The sequence below is a fragment of the Corynebacterium sp. genome (assembly GCF_030532195.1).
In the GTDB taxonomy this organism is placed as follows: domain Bacteria; phylum Actinomycetota; class Actinomycetes; order Mycobacteriales; family Mycobacteriaceae; genus Corynebacterium.
The window spans coordinates 143,833-163,142 of sequence record NZ_JAUNLP010000001.1 but is presented as its reverse complement, the minus strand read 5'-3'; the positions used below and the strand labels follow the sequence as shown (position 1 = coordinate 163,142).

The 19,310-nt window shown below is 58.3% G+C and carries 15 protein-coding genes; 8 read left to right on the top strand and 7 right to left on the bottom strand.

Annotation, left to right across the window (positions count from 1 at the left end; all coding sequences use genetic code 11):
• The first annotated feature begins 98 nt into the window (after positions 1-98).
• The 7 genes from Q4E11_RS00685 (at position 99) to Q4E11_RS00655 (ending at position 6,594) form a co-directional block, all read left to right on the top strand.
• Positions 99-797, top strand: coding sequence for a metalloregulator ArsR/SmtB family transcription factor (locus tag Q4E11_RS00685; protein WP_303162755.1), 699 nt, complete (start codon positions 99-101; stop codon positions 795-797).
• Complete coding sequence (gene sufB / locus Q4E11_RS00680; RefSeq protein ID WP_303162754.1) at positions 794-2,260, top strand: Fe-S cluster assembly protein SufB; 1,467 nt, start codon at positions 794-796, stop codon at positions 2,258-2,260. The genes Q4E11_RS00685 and sufB overlap by 4 nt, the downstream gene beginning before the upstream one ends.
• Positions 2,261-2,265: 5 nt before the next feature.
• Positions 2,266-3,459, top strand: a complete 1,194-nt coding sequence (sufD, locus tag Q4E11_RS00675) for a Fe-S cluster assembly protein SufD (protein WP_303162753.1) — start codon at positions 2,266-2,268, stop codon at positions 3,457-3,459.
• 96 nt (positions 3,460-3,555) lie between these two features.
• Positions 3,556-4,317, top strand: a complete 762-nt coding sequence (sufC, locus tag Q4E11_RS00670) for a Fe-S cluster assembly ATPase SufC (protein WP_303162752.1) — start codon at positions 3,556-3,558, stop codon at positions 4,315-4,317.
• Positions 4,310-5,563, top strand: coding sequence for a cysteine desulfurase (locus Q4E11_RS00665; RefSeq protein WP_303162750.1), 1,254 nt, complete (start codon positions 4,310-4,312; stop codon positions 5,561-5,563). The genes sufC and Q4E11_RS00665 overlap by 8 nt, the downstream gene beginning before the upstream one ends.
• Before the next feature lie 67 nt (positions 5,564-5,630).
• Positions 5,631-6,146 carry a Fe-S cluster assembly sulfur transfer protein SufU gene (gene sufU, locus Q4E11_RS00660; protein ID WP_303162749.1) on the top strand — a complete coding sequence of 172 codons (516 nt, stop codon included), beginning with the start codon at positions 5,631-5,633 and terminating at the stop codon, positions 6,144-6,146.
• Complete coding sequence (locus tag Q4E11_RS00655) at positions 6,139-6,594, top strand: metal-sulfur cluster assembly factor (RefSeq protein WP_303162748.1); 456 nt, start codon at positions 6,139-6,141, stop codon at positions 6,592-6,594. The genes sufU and Q4E11_RS00655 overlap by 8 nt, the downstream gene beginning before the upstream one ends.
• 228 nt (positions 6,595-6,822) lie before the next feature.
• On the opposite strand, the gene Q4E11_RS00650 is transcribed toward Q4E11_RS00655, so the two are convergent.
• Positions 6,823-8,286 carry an amino acid permease gene (locus Q4E11_RS00650; protein ID WP_303162747.1) on the bottom strand — a complete coding sequence of 488 codons (1,464 nt, stop codon included), beginning with the start codon at positions 8,284-8,286 and terminating at the stop codon, positions 6,823-6,825.
• A gap of 42 nt (positions 8,287-8,328) precedes the next feature.
• Positions 8,329-9,591, bottom strand: a complete 1,263-nt coding sequence (locus tag Q4E11_RS00645) for a lycopene cyclase family protein (protein ID WP_303162746.1) — start codon at positions 9,589-9,591, stop codon at positions 8,329-8,331.
• A gap of 20 nt (positions 9,592-9,611) precedes the next feature.
• Between Q4E11_RS00645 and Q4E11_RS00640 the strand changes: the two genes are divergently transcribed.
• Positions 9,612-11,243: an ABC-F family ATP-binding cassette domain-containing protein gene (locus tag Q4E11_RS00640; RefSeq protein ID WP_303162745.1), complete on the top strand. Its 1,632-nt coding sequence runs from the start codon at positions 9,612-9,614 to the stop codon at positions 11,241-11,243.
• Positions 11,244-11,248: 5 nt separating this feature from the next.
• Here Q4E11_RS00640 and Q4E11_RS00635 read toward each other — a convergent pair whose 3' ends face one another.
• From Q4E11_RS00635 to acnA, 5 genes are all read right to left on the bottom strand, one after another.
• Complete coding sequence (locus Q4E11_RS00635) at positions 11,249-12,004, bottom strand: response regulator transcription factor (RefSeq protein WP_303162744.1); 756 nt, start codon at positions 12,002-12,004, stop codon at positions 11,249-11,251.
• On the bottom strand, positions 11,997-14,273 hold the full coding sequence (locus tag Q4E11_RS00630) for an ATP-binding protein (protein ID WP_303162743.1): 2,277 nt from the start codon (positions 14,271-14,273) through the stop codon (positions 11,997-11,999). The genes Q4E11_RS00635 and Q4E11_RS00630 overlap by 8 nt, the downstream gene beginning before the upstream one ends.
• Before the next feature lie 487 nt (positions 14,274-14,760).
• Complete coding sequence (locus Q4E11_RS00625; protein ID WP_303162742.1) at positions 14,761-15,510, bottom strand: glutamine amidotransferase; 750 nt, start codon at positions 15,508-15,510, stop codon at positions 14,761-14,763.
• A gap of 208 nt (positions 15,511-15,718) precedes the next feature.
• Positions 15,719-16,285, bottom strand: a complete 567-nt coding sequence (locus Q4E11_RS00620; RefSeq protein WP_303162741.1) for a TetR/AcrR family transcriptional regulator — start codon at positions 16,283-16,285, stop codon at positions 15,719-15,721.
• Positions 16,286-16,491: 206 nt separating this feature from the next.
• On the bottom strand, positions 16,492-19,278 hold the full coding sequence (gene acnA, locus Q4E11_RS00615) for an aconitate hydratase AcnA (RefSeq protein ID WP_303162740.1): 2,787 nt from the start codon (positions 19,276-19,278) through the stop codon (positions 16,492-16,494).
• Positions 19,279-19,310: the final 32 nt, after the last annotated feature.

Sequence of the window (19,310 nt, the reverse complement as noted above, 5' to 3'; positions counted from 1 at the left end):
AATACAACAGCGGTGCAAGTGGGATATTTGCCTCGCTGTACTACCTAGACATGTTACTTAAGACCAGCAGTCCAATCGCAGGAGGTGACTCACCAGTCATGGCTGATCGGAAACCGACCGTCAATGACGGTGACACGCGCAAGCGAATTCTCCAACTGCTTCTGGAACACAATCCGGCATCCGCGACCTTTATCGCTGACACGCTTGGATTGTCCGCTGCAGGCGTTCGTCGCCACATCGACATCTTGGTCGATGAAGGTCTTGCTGAAACCGCGCCGGCCCCTCAAACTGGCCCTCGCGGTCGCGGCAGGCCGGCGAAGTCCTACCGCCTGACAGACCGTGGACGCGCTCGCTTCGGGCACGCTTACGACGATCTTGCGGCCGCCGCTTTGAACGCATTGCGTGAGGCCGGTGGCGAGCAGGCAGTTACACAATTCGCTCGTCAGCGCATCGATGACATTCTTCTCGGCGTCACCCCTGTGGGCCAGGATGCGGAGAAGGAGGAAGTGGTCGAAGCAGTTGTTGACGCTTTTCGACGAGCCGGGTACGCGGCAACCATCAATGAGAACACCGGTGGCGTGCAAATCTGCCAGCATCATTGCCCAATTAGCCACGTGGCTTCCGAATTCCCGGAGCTATGCGCAGCGGAGCATGAGGCTGTCAGTAAATTATTAGGGCAGCACACCCAACCACTGGCCACTATCGCCGATGGAAACGGTATCTGCACAACAAATATCCCACTTATTCCAGTTACAAAAACAGTAGATAATGTGCCACAAGAAAGGAGCGGACAATGACCCTCGCCCATGAGAACTCCACCGACGTGGCTGAATCCACGAAGGCTGCCACTCCGCAGACTGACGAAGAAATTATTGAGTCCATTGGTGCCTACCAGTACGGTTGGCACGACGAGGACTCCGCAGGTGCATCCGCACAGCGCGGCCTGTCTGAGGCAGTCGTTCGCGATATTTCCGCAAAGAAGAATGAGCCGGAGTGGATGCTTGAACGCCGCTTGAAGGCTCTCGAGATCTTCGAGCGCAAGCCGCTGCCGACTTGGGGCGCGGATCTGTCGGGTATCGAGTTCGATAACATTAAGTACTTCGTTCGCTCCACCGAGAAGCAGGCCCAGACCTGGGAGGACCTGCCGGAGGATATTAAGAACACCTACGACAAGCTGGGTATCCCGGAGGCTGAGAAGCAGCGTCTGGTCGCCGGTGTCGCAGCGCAGTACGAGTCCGAGGTTGTTTACCACCAGATTCGTGAGGATCTGGAAGCACAGGGCGTTATCTTCCTGGACACCGACACCGCTTTGAAGGAGCACCCGGAGCTGTTCAAGGAGTACTTCGGCACTGTCATCCCGGCTGGTGACAACAAGTTCTCCGCTCTTAACACCGCTGTTTGGTCCGGTGGCTCCTTTATTTACGTTCCCAAGGGCGTCCACGTGGACATTCCGCTGCAGGCCTACTTCCGTATTAACACGGAGAACATGGGTCAGTTTGAGCGCACGCTCATCATCGTTGATGAGGACGCGTACGTTCACTACGTCGAGGGTTGTACCGCTCCGATTTACAAGTCCGACTCGCTGCACTCCGCAGTCGTTGAGATCATTGTGAAAAAGGGCGGTCGCTGCCGCTACACCACTATTCAGAACTGGTCGAACAACGTCTACAACCTGGTTACCAAGCGCACCAAGTGTGAAGAGGGCGCCACCATGGAGTGGATTGACGGCAACATCGGCTCCAAGGTCACAATGAAGTACCCAGCAGTGTGGATGACTGGTCCGCACGCCAAGGGCGAGGTGCTGTCCGTGGCTATGGCCGGCGAAGGCCAGTTCCAGGACACCGGCGCAAAGATGGTGCACATGGCACCGCACACCAGCTCCAACATTGTTTCCAAGTCCGTGGCCCGCAACGGAGGCCGCGCGGCATACCGCGGTCTGGTGCAGGTCAACAAGGGCGCTAAGCACTCGCACTCCAACGTTGAGTGTGACGCTCTGTTGGTGGACACCATTTCCCGCTCGGACACGTACCCGTACGTCGACGTGCGCGAGGACGATGTCACGCTTGGCCACGAGGCAACTGTCTCCAAGGTCTCGGACGAGCAGCTGTTCTACCTGATGAGCCGCGGTATCGAGGAAGAGGATGCCATGGCCATGGTTGTGCGCGGCTTCGTCGAGCCAATCGCCAAGGAGCTCCCGATGGAATACGCCCTCGAGCTCAACCGCCTCATTGAACTGCAGATGGAAGGTTCGGTCGGTTAAACCAAATGACTACGACTATCAACAACGAAAACCAGGCTGCTCATAACCGCCGCGTGCTCGCCAACAAGGGCGACGTGTTCTCGTCCTTCAACGTCGAGGATTTCGCAGTACCGCACGGCAAGGATGAGGAGTGGAAGTTCACCCCGCTGCGTAAGCTGCGCGGTCTCCACGACGGCACTGCCGCCGATGCAGTCCCAGCATCGATTTCGGTTGAGACTGGCGATCAGGACGGTGTCGCTGTGGACGTCGTCAAGCGTGACGACGAACGCCTTGGCCGCGCCGGCGCCCCGACGGACCGAGTGGCAGCTCAGGCGTTTTCCAACTTCGATGAAGCGCACATTGTCACCTTCGCGAAGGATTCGGTGGCCAAGGAGCCGGTTGTCATCAACATTGATGGTCCGGGCGAAGACAAGGTCGCCTACGGTCACATCGTCGTTGATGTGCAGGCTCACGCCGAGGCAGTGTGCGTTATCAACTACCGTGGCAGCGGCACGTTCGCGGACAACGTTGAGTTCGTCCTGGGCGACGGAGCAAAGCTCAGCGTTGTAACCATGGTCAACTGGAACAATGACGCCGTTCATGGCTCTGCCCACCACGTTCGCGTTGGTCGCGATGCCACGCTGCGTCACGCAGTCGCCACTTTCGGCGGCGAGGTTGTCCGCATTGTCCCGCGCGTTGCATTCACTGAGCCGGGTGGCGACGTGGAGCTGCTCGGTGTCTACTTCGCCGATGCTGGTCAGTACTTCGAAAATCGCATGCTCGTTGATCACGCAGTTGCCAACTGCCGCTCCAACGTCATGTACAAGGGCGCGCTGCAGGGCGATCCGGAAGGAAACCACCGCGAGGAAGCTCGCACCGCTTGGGTGGGAGACGTGCTCATTCGCGCTGCAGCTACCGGCACCGACACCTACGAGCTGAACCGCAACCTGCTGCTCACCGAGGGCGCGCGTGCCGACGCCGTTCCTAACCTGGAAATTGAAACCGGTGAGATTGCCGGTGCAGGTCACGCAGCTACTGTGGGCCGTTTCGACGAGGATCAGCTTTTCTACCTGCTCTCGCGCGGTATTCCGGAGCTGGCTGCTCGCCGTCTGGTCGTTCGTGGCTTCTTCAGCGAGGTCATCAACTTGATTCCGGTGGAGTCTGTTCGTGAGAAGCTCGAGGAGCTTGTCGACGAAGAGCTCAGCACCGCTGGCTTCTAACCGCTTATCTACATTCTCACCCCTTGTTCGCCTTGTAGCTCCAGGTTTGCTGGGGCACTGGGCCACTAACTTATGAAATAAGGAAAAGATTTCACTATGAGCACTTTGGAAATCCGTAACCTCCACGCGCAGGTGCTGCCGACCGACGAGTCCGCCGAGCCGAAGAAGATTTTGAAGGGCGTCAACCTGACCATCAACTCCGGCGAAACCCACGCCGTGATGGGTCCGAACGGCTCCGGTAAGTCCACTCTGAGCTACACCATCGCAGGTCACCCGCGTTACCAAGTCACCGAGGGCGAAATTCTCCTCGATGGCCAGAACATCCTTGAAATGAGCGTCGATGAGCGCGCTCGCGCTGGCCTCTTCCTGGCAATGCAGTACCCAGTTGAGGTCACCGGCGTGTCCATGTCCAACTTCCTGCGCTCGGCCGCCACCGCAGTGCGCGGCGAGGCTCCGAAGCTGCGCCACTGGGTCAAGGAAGTCCGCGAAGCTATGGCTGACCTGGAGATTGACCCGTCCTTCTCCGAGCGCTCGGTCAACGAGGGCTTCTCCGGTGGCGAGAAGAAGCGCCACGAGATTCTGCAGCTGGACCTGCTGAAGCCGAAGTTCGCCATCCTGGATGAGACCGACTCCGGCCTCGACGTCGATGCCCTGCGCATCGTCTCCGACGGTATTAACCGCTACCAGGAAGAAAACGACGGCGGCATCATGATCATCACCCACTATCAGCGCATCCTTAACTACGTGAAGCCGGACTTCGTCCACGTTTTCCACGACGGTCACTTCATTACCTCCGGTGGTCCGGAGCTGGCTGACGAGTTGGAGGAGCACGGTTACGAGAAGTTCATCAATGCCTAATTCCGAACTGCTAAGCCCATCACTCCGCGAAGACTTTCCGATTCTGTCGCGCACGGTTCGCGACGGCAAGAAGCTGGTCTACCTGGATTCTGGTGCTACCTCGCAGCGCCCCAAGCAGGTCATCGACGCTGAGGTTGAGTTTCTGACTCACCACAATGCGCCGGTGCACCGCGGCGCATACGAGATTGCTGAGGAAGCAACTGATGCCTACGAGGATGCTCGTGAGGCCATCGCCAAGTTCATTGGCGCTGACTACGACGAGCTGGTGTTCACCAAGAACGCCACAGAGGCGCTCAACACGGTTGCTTTTGTTCTCGGCGATGATCGCGCAGGGAAGTACCAGGTCAAGGAAGGCGACGAGATTGTCGTCACCGAGTTGGAACACCACGCCAACTTGGTGCCGTGGCAGGAACTGGCCCGCCGTACCGGTGCAACGTTGCGCTGGTACGGCGTCACCGACGACGGCCGCATCGACATGGATTCGCTGGAGCTCACTGACAAGACGAAGGTCGTGGCCTTTACTCACCAGTCCAATGTCACCGGTGCAGTCACCGATGTCGCTGAAATGGTGCGTCGCGCACGCGAGGTCGGAGCTTTGGTGGTACTCGATGCCTGCCAGTCGGTTCCGCACATGCCGGTCGATGTCAAGGCACTCGACGTGGACTTCCTGGCCTTCTCCGGCCACAAGATGCTGGGCCCCAACGGGGTCGGCGCTCTCTATGGCCGCCGCGAGCTCCTCGATGCGCTGCCACCATTTTTAACTGGTGGCTCCATGATTGAGGTCGTCACCATGGAAAAGACCACGTTCGCAGCGCCTCCGCAGCGCTTCGAGGCCGGTACCATGATGACCTCACAGGTCGTGGGCCTGGGCGCAGCAGTGAAGTACCTGGAAAGCATTGGCATGGACAAGGTCGCCGCTCATGAGCACCGCCTCACAGAGCTGGCCTTGGAAAAGCTGCAGGAAATCGATGGTGTCACCATTGTCGGTCCGACCACCGCTGACCAGCGCGGCTCCGCCATTGCTTTCAAGGTTGAGGGGATTCACCCACATGATCTGGGTCAGGTTCTCGATGACCAGGGAGTCTGCATTCGAGTCGGACATCACTGCGCATGGCCGATTCACCAGATTCTGCAAGCTCAGTCAACAGCTCGAGCATCCTTCTACATCTACAACACCGAGGAGGACGTTCAGGCGCTTGCCGACGCCGTGCGGTACGCCCAGAAGTTCTTTGGTGTTGACCAGTAACTAGGCCGGCACTCGCCAGCTATCAAGCTAAAAATTCACACCTCATGTTTGAAGAAAGGAGAAGGACATGAAGCTCGAGCAGATGTACCAGGAAGTCATCCTGGACCACTACAAGCACCCGCAGCACTCCGGTCTGCGGGAGCCGTTCAACGCTGAAGTGCATCACGTCAACCCATCCTGTGGTGACGAGCTGACTCTTCGAGTCACATTGAACGATGATCTCTCAGTCGTCGATGACGTCTCCTATGACGCCGTGGGCTGTTCTATCTCGCAGGCATCGACTTCTGTCATGGCCGAGGAGATTGTCGGCAAGCCGGTCGAGGAAGCCATGGAAAAGCTCGCCGAGTTCGAGCGCATGGTCACCTCCCGCGGCAAGATCGAAGGCGATGAGGATCTCATTGGTGACGGCATCGCCTTTGCTGGTGTCTCCAAGTACCCAGCTCGCGTGAAGTGCGCACTGCTGGGCTGGAAGGCATTTCAGGCCGCGACCGCCGAAGCACTGTCGAAGGCTGCCGACGGCGATGGTGTCGGCACCGCAACCGTCACCGTAACCTCCGACGAGGAAGGCCATCATCATGACTGAACCTAATGCTCAAACCTCCGCACAGCCGAACCCGGCCGACGAGGATGCCATGATTACCGGTGCCCCGATTGAAGAGCCGGATCCGTACGAGTCCATGACGGTGCCAGAGCCTCCAGCCCAGACTGAGGCTGACAATAAACTGGCTATCCAGGTCGAGGAAGCAATGTACGAAGTCGTTGACCCGGAGCTCGGCGTCAACGTCGTCGATCTCGGCCTCGTCTACGACATCTGGATTGAGCAGGGCGATATCGCCGTCATTTTCATGACTCTGACGTCGCCGGCATGCCCGCTGACGGATATGCTCACCGACCAGACCGCCAACGAGGTTATGCAGGTCGAGGGCGTGCGCGACTTCCGTCTCAACTGGGTCTGGTCCCCGGCGTGGGGTCCGCACATGATTACCGAGGAAGGCCGCGAGCAGATGCGCGCCCTGGGCTTCTCCGTCTAGGCAATCTGTCACGGCAGTCTCAGGGCTGTCATCAAAGGCGCTTGACGACGAGTTTCTTGCTCGTCGGCCAAGCGCCTTTTTCGTTGGCAGATATAGTTGCCATACATAAAAGCGACCCCGTACCGCACTTGTGATGCGGATTCGGGGTCGCTTTTTGTCTTCGACTAATGGTTCAAGTCGTGGGAGCTAGGTTTTGTGTTGGATCCGGGGCTATTTGCGGCTTACGTCCTATTCGCGGCTCATATCTGCCTCGGCCGGATCAATGAGCTTGGAGCCAGTGGCCTTCTTATGGATGAACCACAGGAGGATAAAGACCGGAATACCCAGGTACGGCGTCAAAATCGCGAAGAGATTCTCACCGGTTCGAATCGGTTCGAGTGCCTGGCCAGCGACCACAAACAAGCACATAATCAGTGCCAGAATGGCGCCGGCGGGGAAGAAGTTGGCCTGGTAGGGAAGGGAATCCAGCGGAATGTTCTGGGCCTTCAGACACTTGCGGAAACGGTAGTGACTGTAGGAGATACCAAACCAGGTAATAAATCCGGCCAGCGCCGACAGCGTCAGCAGGAAGGTGTAGGCAGCGCCGTCGCCAACCAGGGAAGTAATAAAGCCAGCCATACCGACAATGGTGGTCGCAATCAGCGCACGCAGCGGAATACCGTGGCCGGCGAGCTTGCCGAAGTAGCGAGGCGCGTGTCCCTGACGCGCCAGGGAAAACAGCATACGAGTGGACACGTACATGCCCGAGTTACCGGCAGAGAGCACCGAAGTCAAAATGACGGCATTCATGAGACCAGCGGCAATCGCGATGCCGGCGCGGTCAAAGACCAGGGTAAATGGCGACACCGCAATGTTGTCCTCAGCGGCGTTCAGCAGGTTTGGATCGGTGTAGGCAATCAGGAAACCAATAACGGCAATCGCGCCGATGTAGAACAGCAGGATGCGCCAGAAAATAGTGCGGATGGCACGCGGAATGGTGCGCTCCGGATCTTCCGCCTCACCGGCTGCAACGCCGACCATCTCGGTGCCCTGGAAGGAGTAACCAGCAACAACGAAGACGGCCAGCAGACCCATACCGCCATCAACAAAGGGCGCATCGCCAACAGTCCAGTTGGAAAAGCCTGGGGATTCGCCGCCCATGATGCCGAAAATCATGGCCACACCGAGGATGAGGAACACCACAACGGTGATGACCTTGATGGTGGCGAACCAGAATTCACCTTCACCGAAGGCACGCGCGGACAGCGCGTTGAGACCAAACAAAAAAATTAGGAAGAGCGCCGACCACACAATCGACGGCACATCTGGGAACCAGTAGCGCATCACAAGTGCTGCGGCCACTAGCTCGGCGGCAACGGTAATTGCCCAGTTGAACCAATAATTCCAGCCCATGGCAAAGCCGAAGGACTCAGAAACGTAACGTCGGCCGTATTCCTGGAAGGAACCGGGCACTGGCAAGTATGCGGCCATCTCACCGAGTGACTGCATAACCAGCCACACCATGATGCCGATAAGCGCATAAGCCACCAGGGCACCGCCCGGGCCTGCAGTAGAAATGGTCGCACCGGAGGCGACAAACAGGCCAGTACCAATGGCACCGCCGATGGCGATCATATTGAGGTGACGAGCTCTTAGCCTGCGCTGAAGCTTGTGCTCGTGAGAGGAAGTTCCCTCAGTTTGCGTCGAAGTCATTCATCAATCATAAGCTTTAGAGCACCTGAGAACACAAAAGCTTCACTGCCCATGACTGTTGGTGTTACCCCACAAGTTGGCACCCTTGTCAGTTTGTCCACCACGAAAGCGCCAGCTGGCAGGGCCTCGAAGGAACCCTCCCATCAGCAACGCACACGTCCACGGGCTTATCCGCGCAAGCGGCCTTGCCACCTTCGCCATGGTTCGCAGCGTAAGAAGTGGGGAAGTACCTATCAAATACGCAAACACGTCGTCGTCCGGCAGCGAGAAGAACGCGTCGAAGAACTCCGCCGTCTGCTGCGCGTTGAATCCGAGCAATGCCGAGAGCCCCCGCTCCCGCAACCAGCGCTGTACACGATGGCGCGAATCGCTAAACCCGCTTGTCAACGCGCTGCTTAACGACGTCCACCGCGCCCCTGCCCATCCCGCGCGCTCCGATTCCAGCTGCGTGAGAAACCTGTCGCAGTCCGCAAGTACCGCGCCGACAGAGTACCCAGTGGCAGGGTGCATCCATCCGCCGGCAAAGCCGAAAAGCGCTACCCGCGGCTTGTGCGGTTTCCAGCTGTGACCAGGTAGCTTTGCCAGCAGCGAGAAGGAGACGACTTCCTCATCTAAAGCGCACTTTTCGTCTACCCCGAGGGCTGCCAATCTTGCGCTCTGCCGCCTGCGCAACAGCTGAAGCAGCGCGGTGTCATCGGCTCGCCCCTCAATGATGTCGACGGGGGTAGCAAGAATGGTCTCTTCGATAAGGAATGTCGAGTGATCCAACGCAATACGATAGGAAAAACTCGCTGGTTCGTCCTGAGCGGAATGCGGCTCAGCCGGTGTGAAGTCCATGAGCACGGGGCGGCGAGAGCCGCTGGGGACGTCGTCAAGCGAAAAAATGTGCCCAATGGCGAGTTGACGTACCTGACCGCGCGGACCAACTGCGGCGTGTGCGGCACCGGTGGTGACGACCGTGATGTCGGTGTCGCTGCCGGAGTCGGCCGGTTGGAGAATGCGGCGTTCGACTGAAAAACCGCCGAGCGCGTCGAGTGATTCCTTATTAATTACTCCGTAGCTGCGGTTAAGGGTACGTGCGCTGCCATCGGCGAGAATGACGCTGGGCTGAAATGTGGCGGAGAGGAAATCTGCAGGCGCCCAGTCGGGAAGTTGGTCGCACCAGATGCCGATGGTGGAGGGCAGTTTGCCGCCGGCGGGGTCGAAGGCGGTGACGTCCCAGCCTCGTGCGGCGGCACGGTGTGCGGCGATGCGGCCGGCAGGCCCGAGGCCGACGACGGAGGCGGTCACGGGAAAATTGCTCATAACTGGTAGGCTACTCGTTCGTGATTGTTACCCATGACCTTGAAGTCCGCGTCGGAGCCCGTACCCTGCTTACTGCGCCGGGTGAGCAGCTGCGCGTCCAGCCGGGAGACCGGATTGGACTGGTCGGGCGCAATGGTGCCGGTAAGACCACAACCATGCGAATTCTCTCGGGGGAAACTGAGCCGTATGGCGGTTCCGTGACTCGCTCGGGTTCGATTGGCTATCTGCCGCAGGACTCCCGCGAGGGCAACATTGATATCTCCGCGCGCGATCGTGTGCTGTCGGCCCGTGGTCTGGATCAGATTCGCCGCAGCATGGATCGTCAGCAGGAGATTATGGAAACTGCGACGACCGATACCAAGCGCGATGCGGCGATTCGCAAGTTTTCGCGTCTGGAGGAGCGCTACCACGACCTCGGCGGCTACGAGGCAAACGCAGAGGCCGCCCGCATCTGCGACGCGCTGGGGCTGCCGGCTCGCATTCTCGATCAGCCGTTGAAGACGCTCTCGGGCGGTCAGCGCCGTCGTGTGGAGCTGGCGCAGATTCTCTTCGCCGCCACCGAAGGCTCGGGTAAGTCCGCTACGACCTTGCTTCTCGACGAGCCGACGAACCACCTGGATTCAGATTCGATCTCGTGGCTGCGTGATTTCCTGAAAAATCACGAGGGTGGCCTGATTATGATTTCGCACGATGTCGAACTGCTGGAGGCCGTGTGTAATAAGGTCTGGTTCCTCGATGCCGTGCGTGCTGAGGCCGATGTGTACAACATGGGCTGGAAGAATTACCTGTCGGCTCGCGCCACTGATGAGGCACGCCGTCGTCGCGAGTTTGCCAATGCGGAAAAGAAGGCCAGTGCACTGCGCAAGCAGGCCGAAAAGCTTGGCGCCAAGGCCACGAAGGCACGCGCAGCCAAGCAAATGGTCGCTCGCGCTGACCGCATGATGAATAACCTCGACGAAGTGCGGGTCGAGGACAAGGTCGCTCACATTTCATTCCCGGAACCGGCACCGTGTGGCAAAACCCCGCTCAATGCCAAGGGGCTGACCAAAATGTACGGCTCACTCGAGGTCTTTGCGGGCGTTGACCTGGCCATTGACAAGGGCTCCCGCGTTGTTGTCCTCGGTTTCAACGGTGCTGGTAAGACAACCTTGTTGAAGCTGCTCGCAGGAGTGGAGCGCACCGACGGCGAAGGCGGCATTGTCTCCGGCCACGGTCTGCGCATCGGCTACTTCGCACAGGAGCATGACACCATCGACCCGGACAAAACCGTGTGGGAAAACACTGTCTACGCCTGCCCGGATGTCAATGAGCCAGAACTGCGCAGTTTGCTGGGTGCCTTTATGTTCTCCGGCGACAAGCTGGAGCAGCCGGCGGGCACGCTCTCCGGCGGTGAGAAGACCCGCCTGGCACTGGCCACGCTGGTGAGCTCCCGCGCGAACGTCCTGCTTCTCGACGAGCCCACGAACAACCTAGACCCGCAATCCCGCGAGCAGGTCCTCGATGCACTTCGCACCTACACCGGTGCGGTCGTGCTGGTCACGCACGACCCCGGTGCCGTTAAGGCGCTAGAGCCCGAGCGCGTCATCGTGCTTCCCGACGGCACGGAAGACCTCTGGAGCGATGACTACATGGAACTGGTTGAATTGGCCTAGCTCTTTTACAAGTCCATCGGGCCAGGGAGGTAGCCGTCTTGCTGTGCAAGGCGGTACATCTCCGACTTGTTCAAGCTATTTTCGGCACGACCGGCCGCCGCATACTTGGCGCGGATACGGCCCAGGTAGTCGAGCACCGTATTAGGCGTCAGGCCAGTCATCGATGCCACACGCTTGGTGGATTCACCCGAGGCATAGAGCTCCAAAACCTCACGCTGGCGCTCAGAGAGGTCAACCGAATCCAACAGGGGATCGGAATCTACAACTGAGGCCCACTCCGTAGTCAAAGCGCCCTTGCCAAGCGCGGTAAGGCGAACGGCAGCAACAATGGTCTCCGGCGATTCCGTCTTTTGCACCACCCCCATCACACCTGTACGCAAAGCCTTGCGCACAAGATAGGGACTCTCGGCCGACGAGAGGATGAGCACATGATCGGTGACGAGTTCCAATGACAGGACGTTTTGAGCAGGGTCAGAGTGATCTGCCAGACGCAAATCCAATACCACCGCATCGAGGCGATCGTCGGTTCCGACGTCAGCCAGCAACTCCGGCACCGTCTGATAACAACCGACCAACTCAAAATCAGGCTCAGCGCTCAGCAGGGTCTTCAGCCCCTGAAGGGTAAGCGCGTGATCATCGATAGCTGCGATGCGCAATACGCGTCCGGAATCGGCATCGTGATCGTCAACATCACCGGAGTGAATCCGCGAAGACACGTCGAAGGGTGCATCACCCATGCCGTCAACACTTTCGCTACTCACGCGACATCACGATCCTTTCACCGGAATCATCAAATCTTTGCACTCCATTGTCATCAGAAATTGATGCAAATGCACGTCTACCGGGTGGGAGCAGTCGAATGGTAACTGCCCCCTGTTCGGCATTGTCGATTGACTCGAGGAAGCGGGGCATCAATTTGGCTACCGCAGCATCGTCGTCGACAAGCGGAATAGCGCGAACATCCGGACCATCAGACCCAAACGGTGTGTGCCTGCGGTCGTCGAGAAGTCGAACCTGGATGCCGCGCGCACGTGCGTCCCAGACGGCTTGATGGAGTGACTCGTCATCGAGGCGAGGAGAGCGAAGTACGTCGCGGAGGCGTTGCTCTGTCAATCGCGCACGCAGCTGCAGACGCTTGGTGGGCTTATCCATCATGGCGGCGGCGTTGAAAACCGGGCCGACCTGACGCTGGAGCCATTCGTAGTTGCTCTGGCTGCTGGTTTCGTACTCCTGAGCTGCACCGGCGGCGTAGAGAGCGCGATTGTAGTCCTCGATGGACTGAGGAACAGTGCGCATGAGGAAGCCGACCATGATGGAGGTCAAGATACCGGCGACGAGCATGACAGACCGCAAAATCAAGTCGAGACCCGAAATTGTGCTGTGGCCAGCGTCCTGCGGAACCCAGGAAAACAGTTTGAAGACCTCGACGGCCACGGCACCGGCAAGCACAGACTGCAGAGCGATCCATGGCCGACCGCGAATAGCCAACAGCGCGGCGGTAAAAGAAATCACGCTGAAGTGCCAGAAATACGACCACTCCATATTGTTCGGAATGGGCTGATAAAGACCAATGACCGCGAGTGCAACAATGCCAATTGCAATTCCAACGGAGCGTTTTAATGGTAATTGTTCATAGCGCCCATACATTAGAACAACCAAGATTAACGCTGCCAACACTAGACTGAGTTGCCCCGCGGTTGTATAGAGCTGTTCGTTACTGACGAGCACAATGAGCAAGATGCCGACAATTGCACCATAGAATTGCCAGGAAAAGACAATTGACATACCCATGAGGTCATAGATTGACGTGGTCTGCGCTGAAGAATCAACAGATTCATCCTCGTCGACCGGAGAGGTATTACCATGCCATTTCAGTGCTACTCGCGTACCTTTTCCAGGCGTGGATTCAACAGTTGCCTCGCCTCCGCGCAGGGCGTCCATGCGTCCCTTGACGCTCAGCCGAATACCGGCGCGGTACGGATCGGTTTCCTCCGGGTTAAAGCCGGAGCCGGTGTCTCGATAGTCAATAACGACTTCTCCAGGCACAACACGGATTAGGCACTTCTTTTCCGCGTCCACGCCGGCATGGCGCTGAGCATTATTGGCCACTTCAGTAACAGCCAGCAGGAACGTGTTGGCTACCTCGCCGGGCAGCCGCACAGGACCATTTTTTAAGCTGGCATCCACAGTGACTGCAGTATCCGGGCTGATAGACATCAGCTGCGCACGAACAGATTCGGCAAATGTCCGTCCGCTGACTGTTTGCCGTGGCGAGAAAAAGAGCCCAGTCTGCTCATCGAGCGAAAAGTCAATCTTAGACCCCTTACCGATTGCCGAAAGTGCAGCCAGCACATAGTCGTGCACATAGGCGGTAAAGTTGCTCATCGCCTCGCCGCGCACTCGCATCCGCTCCGCACGCTCGTTGACCTTGCGGGAATTTTCGTACGTGTAGTCAATGAGCTTTGCGACGGGACGAGCCGATCCGGCGAAAATCACGAATGGGAACGTGTTGACAATGTTGAAGCCGACATCTGCAAGCATGTCCAGCCAAAACGTGTGTCCAAGTAGCCAGGAATTCAACACTGCAATTAGGCCCGGCACAAAAACCATGACTGACAGGCTTATATGCAGCGGCACCGTCAGGGCAAATGCCGCCAGCGCCAAACCGGAAAAGGGGCTATACCACAGCGCATTTCCGATCTCATTTTGCGGCAAATCATCATATGTCGATACCAGCATGAGGAATACCAACATGATGTAAATCGGCATCCGAAGCGCTGAAATTAATACTCGGTGAGTATTGTTGATAAATGCCCACAACAGGAACATATCGCTGAGTATGAGGACGAGCAGCGAAGAAAAAGGGAACCAATGATTCCAAAAAGCTTCAATCGGTATTGAACGAATAGCCGATTCTATTTGCCACAATAAACCGGTAATAGCGATAATGATTGCGCCGGACCGCAGCACGGACATTTCAATTGACGGGGATTGCCCGGCAAGCGCCGAATCCGGGTTCCATCGCGCCATGCGCCCATCACTTTCCTTATATACGCAATGAATTCGAGTTCATCAGTCCCGTCGAGCAATGTGGAGTCGAGCGAAATTGCGCAAAATGCGTCCGCTGCGGGCAACATCCAATTGACGCGCGGCAGCCACTGCCTCGAGATCTGTTCCGGGTAGATAGTAACCCTGATTCGAATAAATCTGGAGACGCTGCGCAAACGTGTCGGCATCCAATTCCGGATGAAATTGCGAAGCATACTATGGCGTGAAACTGCGTCGGCACGCCTGTGAGAATCGGATCGGCAGCGCCTTCCGCCGTCGATGAGACTGATGAAGCTTCGCCGGAGCGAGCCCGCTGGTGCGGGCAAAGGAGAGGTGCTCGGCATGGGCGGCCGCGTCCTCGCCACGGGTGGAAAGCAACAAAAAGGGCGCCGTGGAGTGGCCAGTGGCGCTGTCAGTGGGCGGAATTGGTGTGTGAGGGATTGTTGGGGCGGTCATTTTCGTTCAAAAGCTAATGGGTGGCAAGGACACTGTGCGCAGTGGGGTGCAGACACACGTCCATGAACCGAGGAATGATAGAGGCAACTGCTGAAAGATCGACGTCCTCCACAATTGCGCGAATCGCATCGACCTCTTCCGGTTTAAAGTACCCGGCATCGGTATAGAAGGACATGCGACGCAGCAATCCCTTCGCGTTCATCTCGGGGTGGAACTGCATGACCCAGTTGTTCGACCCAATTGAATACATCTGCACCGCGCAGGTCGGCCCAGATGCGAGCAGGGTCGCGCCAGCGGGAAGCTCCGCAACGGATTCCTTGTGACCGGTCAATGCGTAGAAGGTCTGCGGCAGAGCGGAGGCAATGGGGTCGCCAGCTGCGGCCTCGGTAAGCTCTACGCGAGTTTTGCCTGCGACCTCTCCACCTTTGAGGTCCACCAATCCGCCGAAGGTAAAGGCCGTGTAGCTGGCGCCGTAACAGATGAGCATTGTGGGCACAGGGCTCGTCAGAACGTCGTAAAGCAAATCGTGCGAATGTTTTTGCAGACTGCAGTGCTCCCAGTCAGTGATGTTGAATGGGCTGCCGCCGACGAACACGCCGTTGTAGGCAGTGAGGTCGGGCAACTGGGCATCGACGGTATCGATGGTGAATAAATCGAGGGACTCACGGTCAAGGCCTGTGGCCTCGAGGAAGTCCAAATACTCAGCTTGTCCTGCGCCATCGGCGGGGCGCAGTGCCACCAACAAAAACTTACCCACATTCATAAATAGACAGCTTAGTCCATTTAAGTCGAAAAACCGTCATTGCCCTCGATTTTCACGCCGAATTCAGGGGAGAGGGTATGCGAAAACCCGCTCCACACGAGGCGCGGAGCGGGTTAGTTTAGGTAGCAAAGCTGAAAGTGATGAGCACACCGCGACTCAGAGACACGGGCGGAAACTGCGTAGAAAAACCCACCAGTTTCCGTTTGAGTTAGTCCCTGCGTCGGACGGCGTCCTCGACCAGATCAAGCACGGAATCCAATTCGTCGACAGTGCGACCAGATGCCAGACGAACAATGATGCCATCGAGCATCAACTCGAGAAAAAGCTGCATAGTGCGGGCGGAGTAATCCTGCCGCAGCGACCCCGAAGATGCGGTCTGGGCCAGACGATGGGCAACGGCCTCATCCAATTGGTCCTGGTGGCCTAGCCACCGTTCCTTAAACTCCGGATCGCAGCGGAGACGGCGGGCAATTTCCAACCGCGTCCCCAGCCATTCATGCTTTTCCGGGTGCGCGATAATGTCCCTCATGACTTCCACTAGGCCGGAGGATTCCGCGACTTTCGCCATATTGGCGGCATCTTCCTCCGCCAGCGCGAGAAAGAGCCCTTCCTTCGAGCCAAAGTGGTGAAAGATGGCTCCGCGGGATTTTCCGGTAGCGGCTTCCAAGCGGGAGACCGTGGCACCGTCGTAGCCGTATTCTGCGAAACACTGCCGAGCGCCGTCGAGAATCTCGTGCCGTCGTTGAGCTAAATCCTGATTACTCACTTTTGGCATGGGGAAATCTCTCTCCTAATGGCGACGCCCGAGAGCTTGAAAATGCAGGTCAGTCAATCCTTATCCTGCTCAAACAGCTATGGGCAGATAAGACCGAGGCCGGCAGGACGCCAGCCGTGGGGGTTAAACCCGCGGACTAGAGCGACCTACCGGCCTGATAGATGCGCTGCTTGCAACAAGCCCTAGCGCACACGAGTCAAAGGGGATTAGTTGCCCTTGATCATGTTGCGGAGGACGAACTGCAGAATACCGCCGTGGCGGTAGTAGTCAGCCTCACCCGGTGTGTCGATGCGGACAACAGCGTCGAAGTCGAAGGACTCGCCGTTTTCCTTGGTGACAGTGACCTTGACGGTCTTCGGGGTGGTGCCCTCGTTGAGCTCCTCCAGGCCAGCGATATCGAAGGTCTCGGTACCGTCGATGCCCAGGGACTTCCAGGACTCGCCCTCCGGGAACTGCAGCGGAACAACGCCCATGCCGATCAGGTTCGAGCGGTGAATACGCTCGAAGGACTCAGCGATGACAGCCTTGACGCCCAGCAGCAGGGTGCCCTTAGCAGCCCAGTCACGGGACGAACCGGTGCCGTACTCCTTACCACCGATGACGACCAGCGGGGTGTTCTGCTTCTTGTAGTTGATAGCAGCGTCGTAGATGAACGACTGCGGGCCACCCTCCTGGGTGAAGTCACGGGTGTAGCCACCGGTAACACCGTCGAGCAGCTGGTTCTGCAGACGGATGTTAGCGAAGGTACCGCGGACCATGACCTCGTGGTTACCACGACGGGAACCCAAGGAGTTGTAGTCCTTGCGCTCAACACCCATGGAGTCCAGGTACTGAGCAGCCGGGGTGCCCGGCTTAATGGACGATGCCGGAGAAATGTGGTCGGTGGTCACGGAGTCACCCAGGGCTGCGAGAACGCGAGCGCCCTTGATGTCTGCAACCGGTGCCGGCTCCATTTCCATCTCATCGAAGTACGGTGCCTTGCGGATGTAGGAGGACTTGTCATCCCAAGCGAAGGTCTTGCCGCTCGGAACCTCGAGGTTCTGCCAACGCTCGTCGCCTGCGAAGACGTCCTTGTAGTCCTCGTCGTACAGCTCGGAGGAGATGGAAGCCTCGATGGTGGCCTCAATCTCTTCGGTGGACGGCCAGATGTCGCGCAGGAAGACGTCGTTGCCCTCGGAGTCCTTGCCCAGAGCCTGAGTCTCGAAGTCGAAGTCCATGGTGCCCGCAATTGCGTATGCGATAACCAGGATCGGGGAGGCCAGGTAGTTCATCTTCACGTCAGGGGAGATGCGGCCTTCGAAGTTTCGGTTACCGGACAGAACTGCGGTAGCAGCCAGGTCAGCCTCGTTGATGGCGGAGGAAATCTCAGCCGGCAGCGGACCGGAGTTACCGATACAGGTTGCACAACCGAAGCCGGACAGGTAGAAGCCCAGAGCCTCGAGGTCCTTCCAGAGGTCAGCGCGCTTGAAGTAACCGTTGACGACCTGGGAGCCCGGAGCACAAATGGTCTTGACCCATGGCTTAGCGGTCAGGCCCTTCTCGACTGCCTTGCGTGCCAACAGACCGGCGCCGACCATGACGGACGGGTTCGAGGTGTTGGTGCAGGAGGTGATGGAAGCGATAGCGACCATACCGTGGTCGAGGGTGTACTCGCCGCCCTTCGGGGAAGTGACGGTAATCGGGGAGGACGGACGACCCTGTGCGTCCTCAGCAGCGGACTCGCCGTGGCCCTCGCGGGACTCGTTGTAGTCCGCAGCCAGCTCGGTGTCCGGTGCAGAAGCCTTAACGGTCTCCTTGACCTCACCGTCGGAGTAGTTGTGCAGATCCTTGCGGAACTGCTCCTTAGCGGAGGACAGCTCGATGCGGTCCTGCGGGCGCTTCGGGCCAGCGATGGACGGAACAACGGTGGACAGGTCCAGCTCGAGGTACTCGGAGTACTCGACCTCTGGGGTGTTCTCGTCCAGCCACATGCCCTGAGCCTTGGCGTAAGCCTCGACGCGGTCCAGGGTCTCCTGGTCGCGGCCGGTCAGTGCCAGGTACTTGATGGTCTCCTGGTCGATCGGGAAGATAGCGGCGGTGGAGCCGAACTCCGGCGACATGTTACCGATGGTTGCGCGGTTAGCCAGTGGGAGCTTGGAGACGCCAGCGCCGTAGAACTCAACGAACTTGCCGACGACGCCGTGCTGACGCAGCATGTCGGTAACGGTGAGAACAACGTCGGTTGCGGTAACGCCCGGCTGGATATCACCAGTCAGCTTGAAGCCGACAACGCGCGGGATAAGCATGGAAATCGGCTGGCCGAGCATTGCAGCCTCGGCCTCGATGCCGCCGACGCCCCAGCCCAGGATGCCCAGGCCGTTCTGCATGGTGGTGTGGGAGTCGGTACCGACACAGGTGTCCGGGTATGCCAGGCCGTTGTTCTCGAAGACAACGCGGGCCAGGTACTCGATGTTGACCTGGTGGACAATACCGGTTCCCGGAGGAACAACGCGGAAGTTGGAGAAAGCACCGGTGCCCCAACGCAGGAACTTGTAGCGCTCGTCGTTGCGCTGGTACTCAATCTCAACGTTCTTGGCCAGAGCGTCTTCGCTACCGAAAGCCTCGATGATGACGGAGTGGTCGATGACCATCTCAGCCGGGTTGAGCGGGTTGACCTGATCCGGGTCGCCGCCCAGAGTCTTAACAGCCTCACGCATGGTAGCCAGGTCGACGATGCAGGCGACACCGGTGAAGTCCTGCATAATCACGCGAGCCGGAGTGAACTGAATCTCGATCGACGGATCAGCCGACGGAACCCAGTTGGCGACAGCCTTGATGTGCTCTTCAGTAATGTTGGCGCCATCCTCGTTGCGAAGGAGGTTCTCACCGAGAACCTTCAACGAGTACGGCAGCTTCTCCATACCCGGCACGGCATCGAGGGCGAAGTAGTCATACGACTTATCGCCGACCTCGAGCTTGCGCAGGGCATCGAAAGAATTCTTGCTTTCAGCCACAGTCAGCTCCATTTCTATTCGGGTGAGTTGTC

Coding starts and splice junctions, on each gene's coding strand:
- Q4E11_RS00645 (WP_303162746.1), bottom strand. CDS start 9,591: ATGAGCAATTTTCCCGTGACCGCCTCCGTCGTCGGCCTCGGGCCTGCC.
- Q4E11_RS00650 (WP_303162747.1), bottom strand. CDS start 8,286: ATGACTTCGACGCAAACTGAGGGAACTTCCTCTCACGAGCACAAGCTT.
- Q4E11_RS00665 (WP_303162750.1), top strand. CDS start 4,310: ATGCCTAATTCCGAACTGCTAAGCCCATCACTCCGCGAAGACTTTCCG.
- Q4E11_RS00625 (WP_303162742.1), bottom strand. CDS start 15,510: ATGAATGTGGGTAAGTTTTTGTTGGTGGCACTGCGCCCCGCCGATGGC.
- sufC (WP_303162752.1), top strand. CDS start 3,556: ATGAGCACTTTGGAAATCCGTAACCTCCACGCGCAGGTGCTGCCGACC.
- Q4E11_RS00630 (WP_303162743.1), bottom strand. CDS start 14,273: ATGGCGCGATGGAACCCGGATTCGGCGCTTGCCGGGCAATCCCCGTCA.
- Q4E11_RS00685 (WP_303162755.1), top strand. CDS start 99: ATGGCTGATCGGAAACCGACCGTCAATGACGGTGACACGCGCAAGCGA.
- Q4E11_RS00655 (WP_303162748.1), top strand. CDS start 6,139: ATGACTGAACCTAATGCTCAAACCTCCGCACAGCCGAACCCGGCCGAC.
- sufB (WP_303162754.1), top strand. CDS start 794: ATGACCCTCGCCCATGAGAACTCCACCGACGTGGCTGAATCCACGAAG.
- sufU (WP_303162749.1), top strand. CDS start 5,631: ATGAAGCTCGAGCAGATGTACCAGGAAGTCATCCTGGACCACTACAAG.
- Q4E11_RS00620 (WP_303162741.1), bottom strand. CDS start 16,285: ATGCCAAAAGTGAGTAATCAGGATTTAGCTCAACGACGGCACGAGATT.
- sufD (WP_303162753.1), top strand. CDS start 2,266: ATGACTACGACTATCAACAACGAAAACCAGGCTGCTCATAACCGCCGC.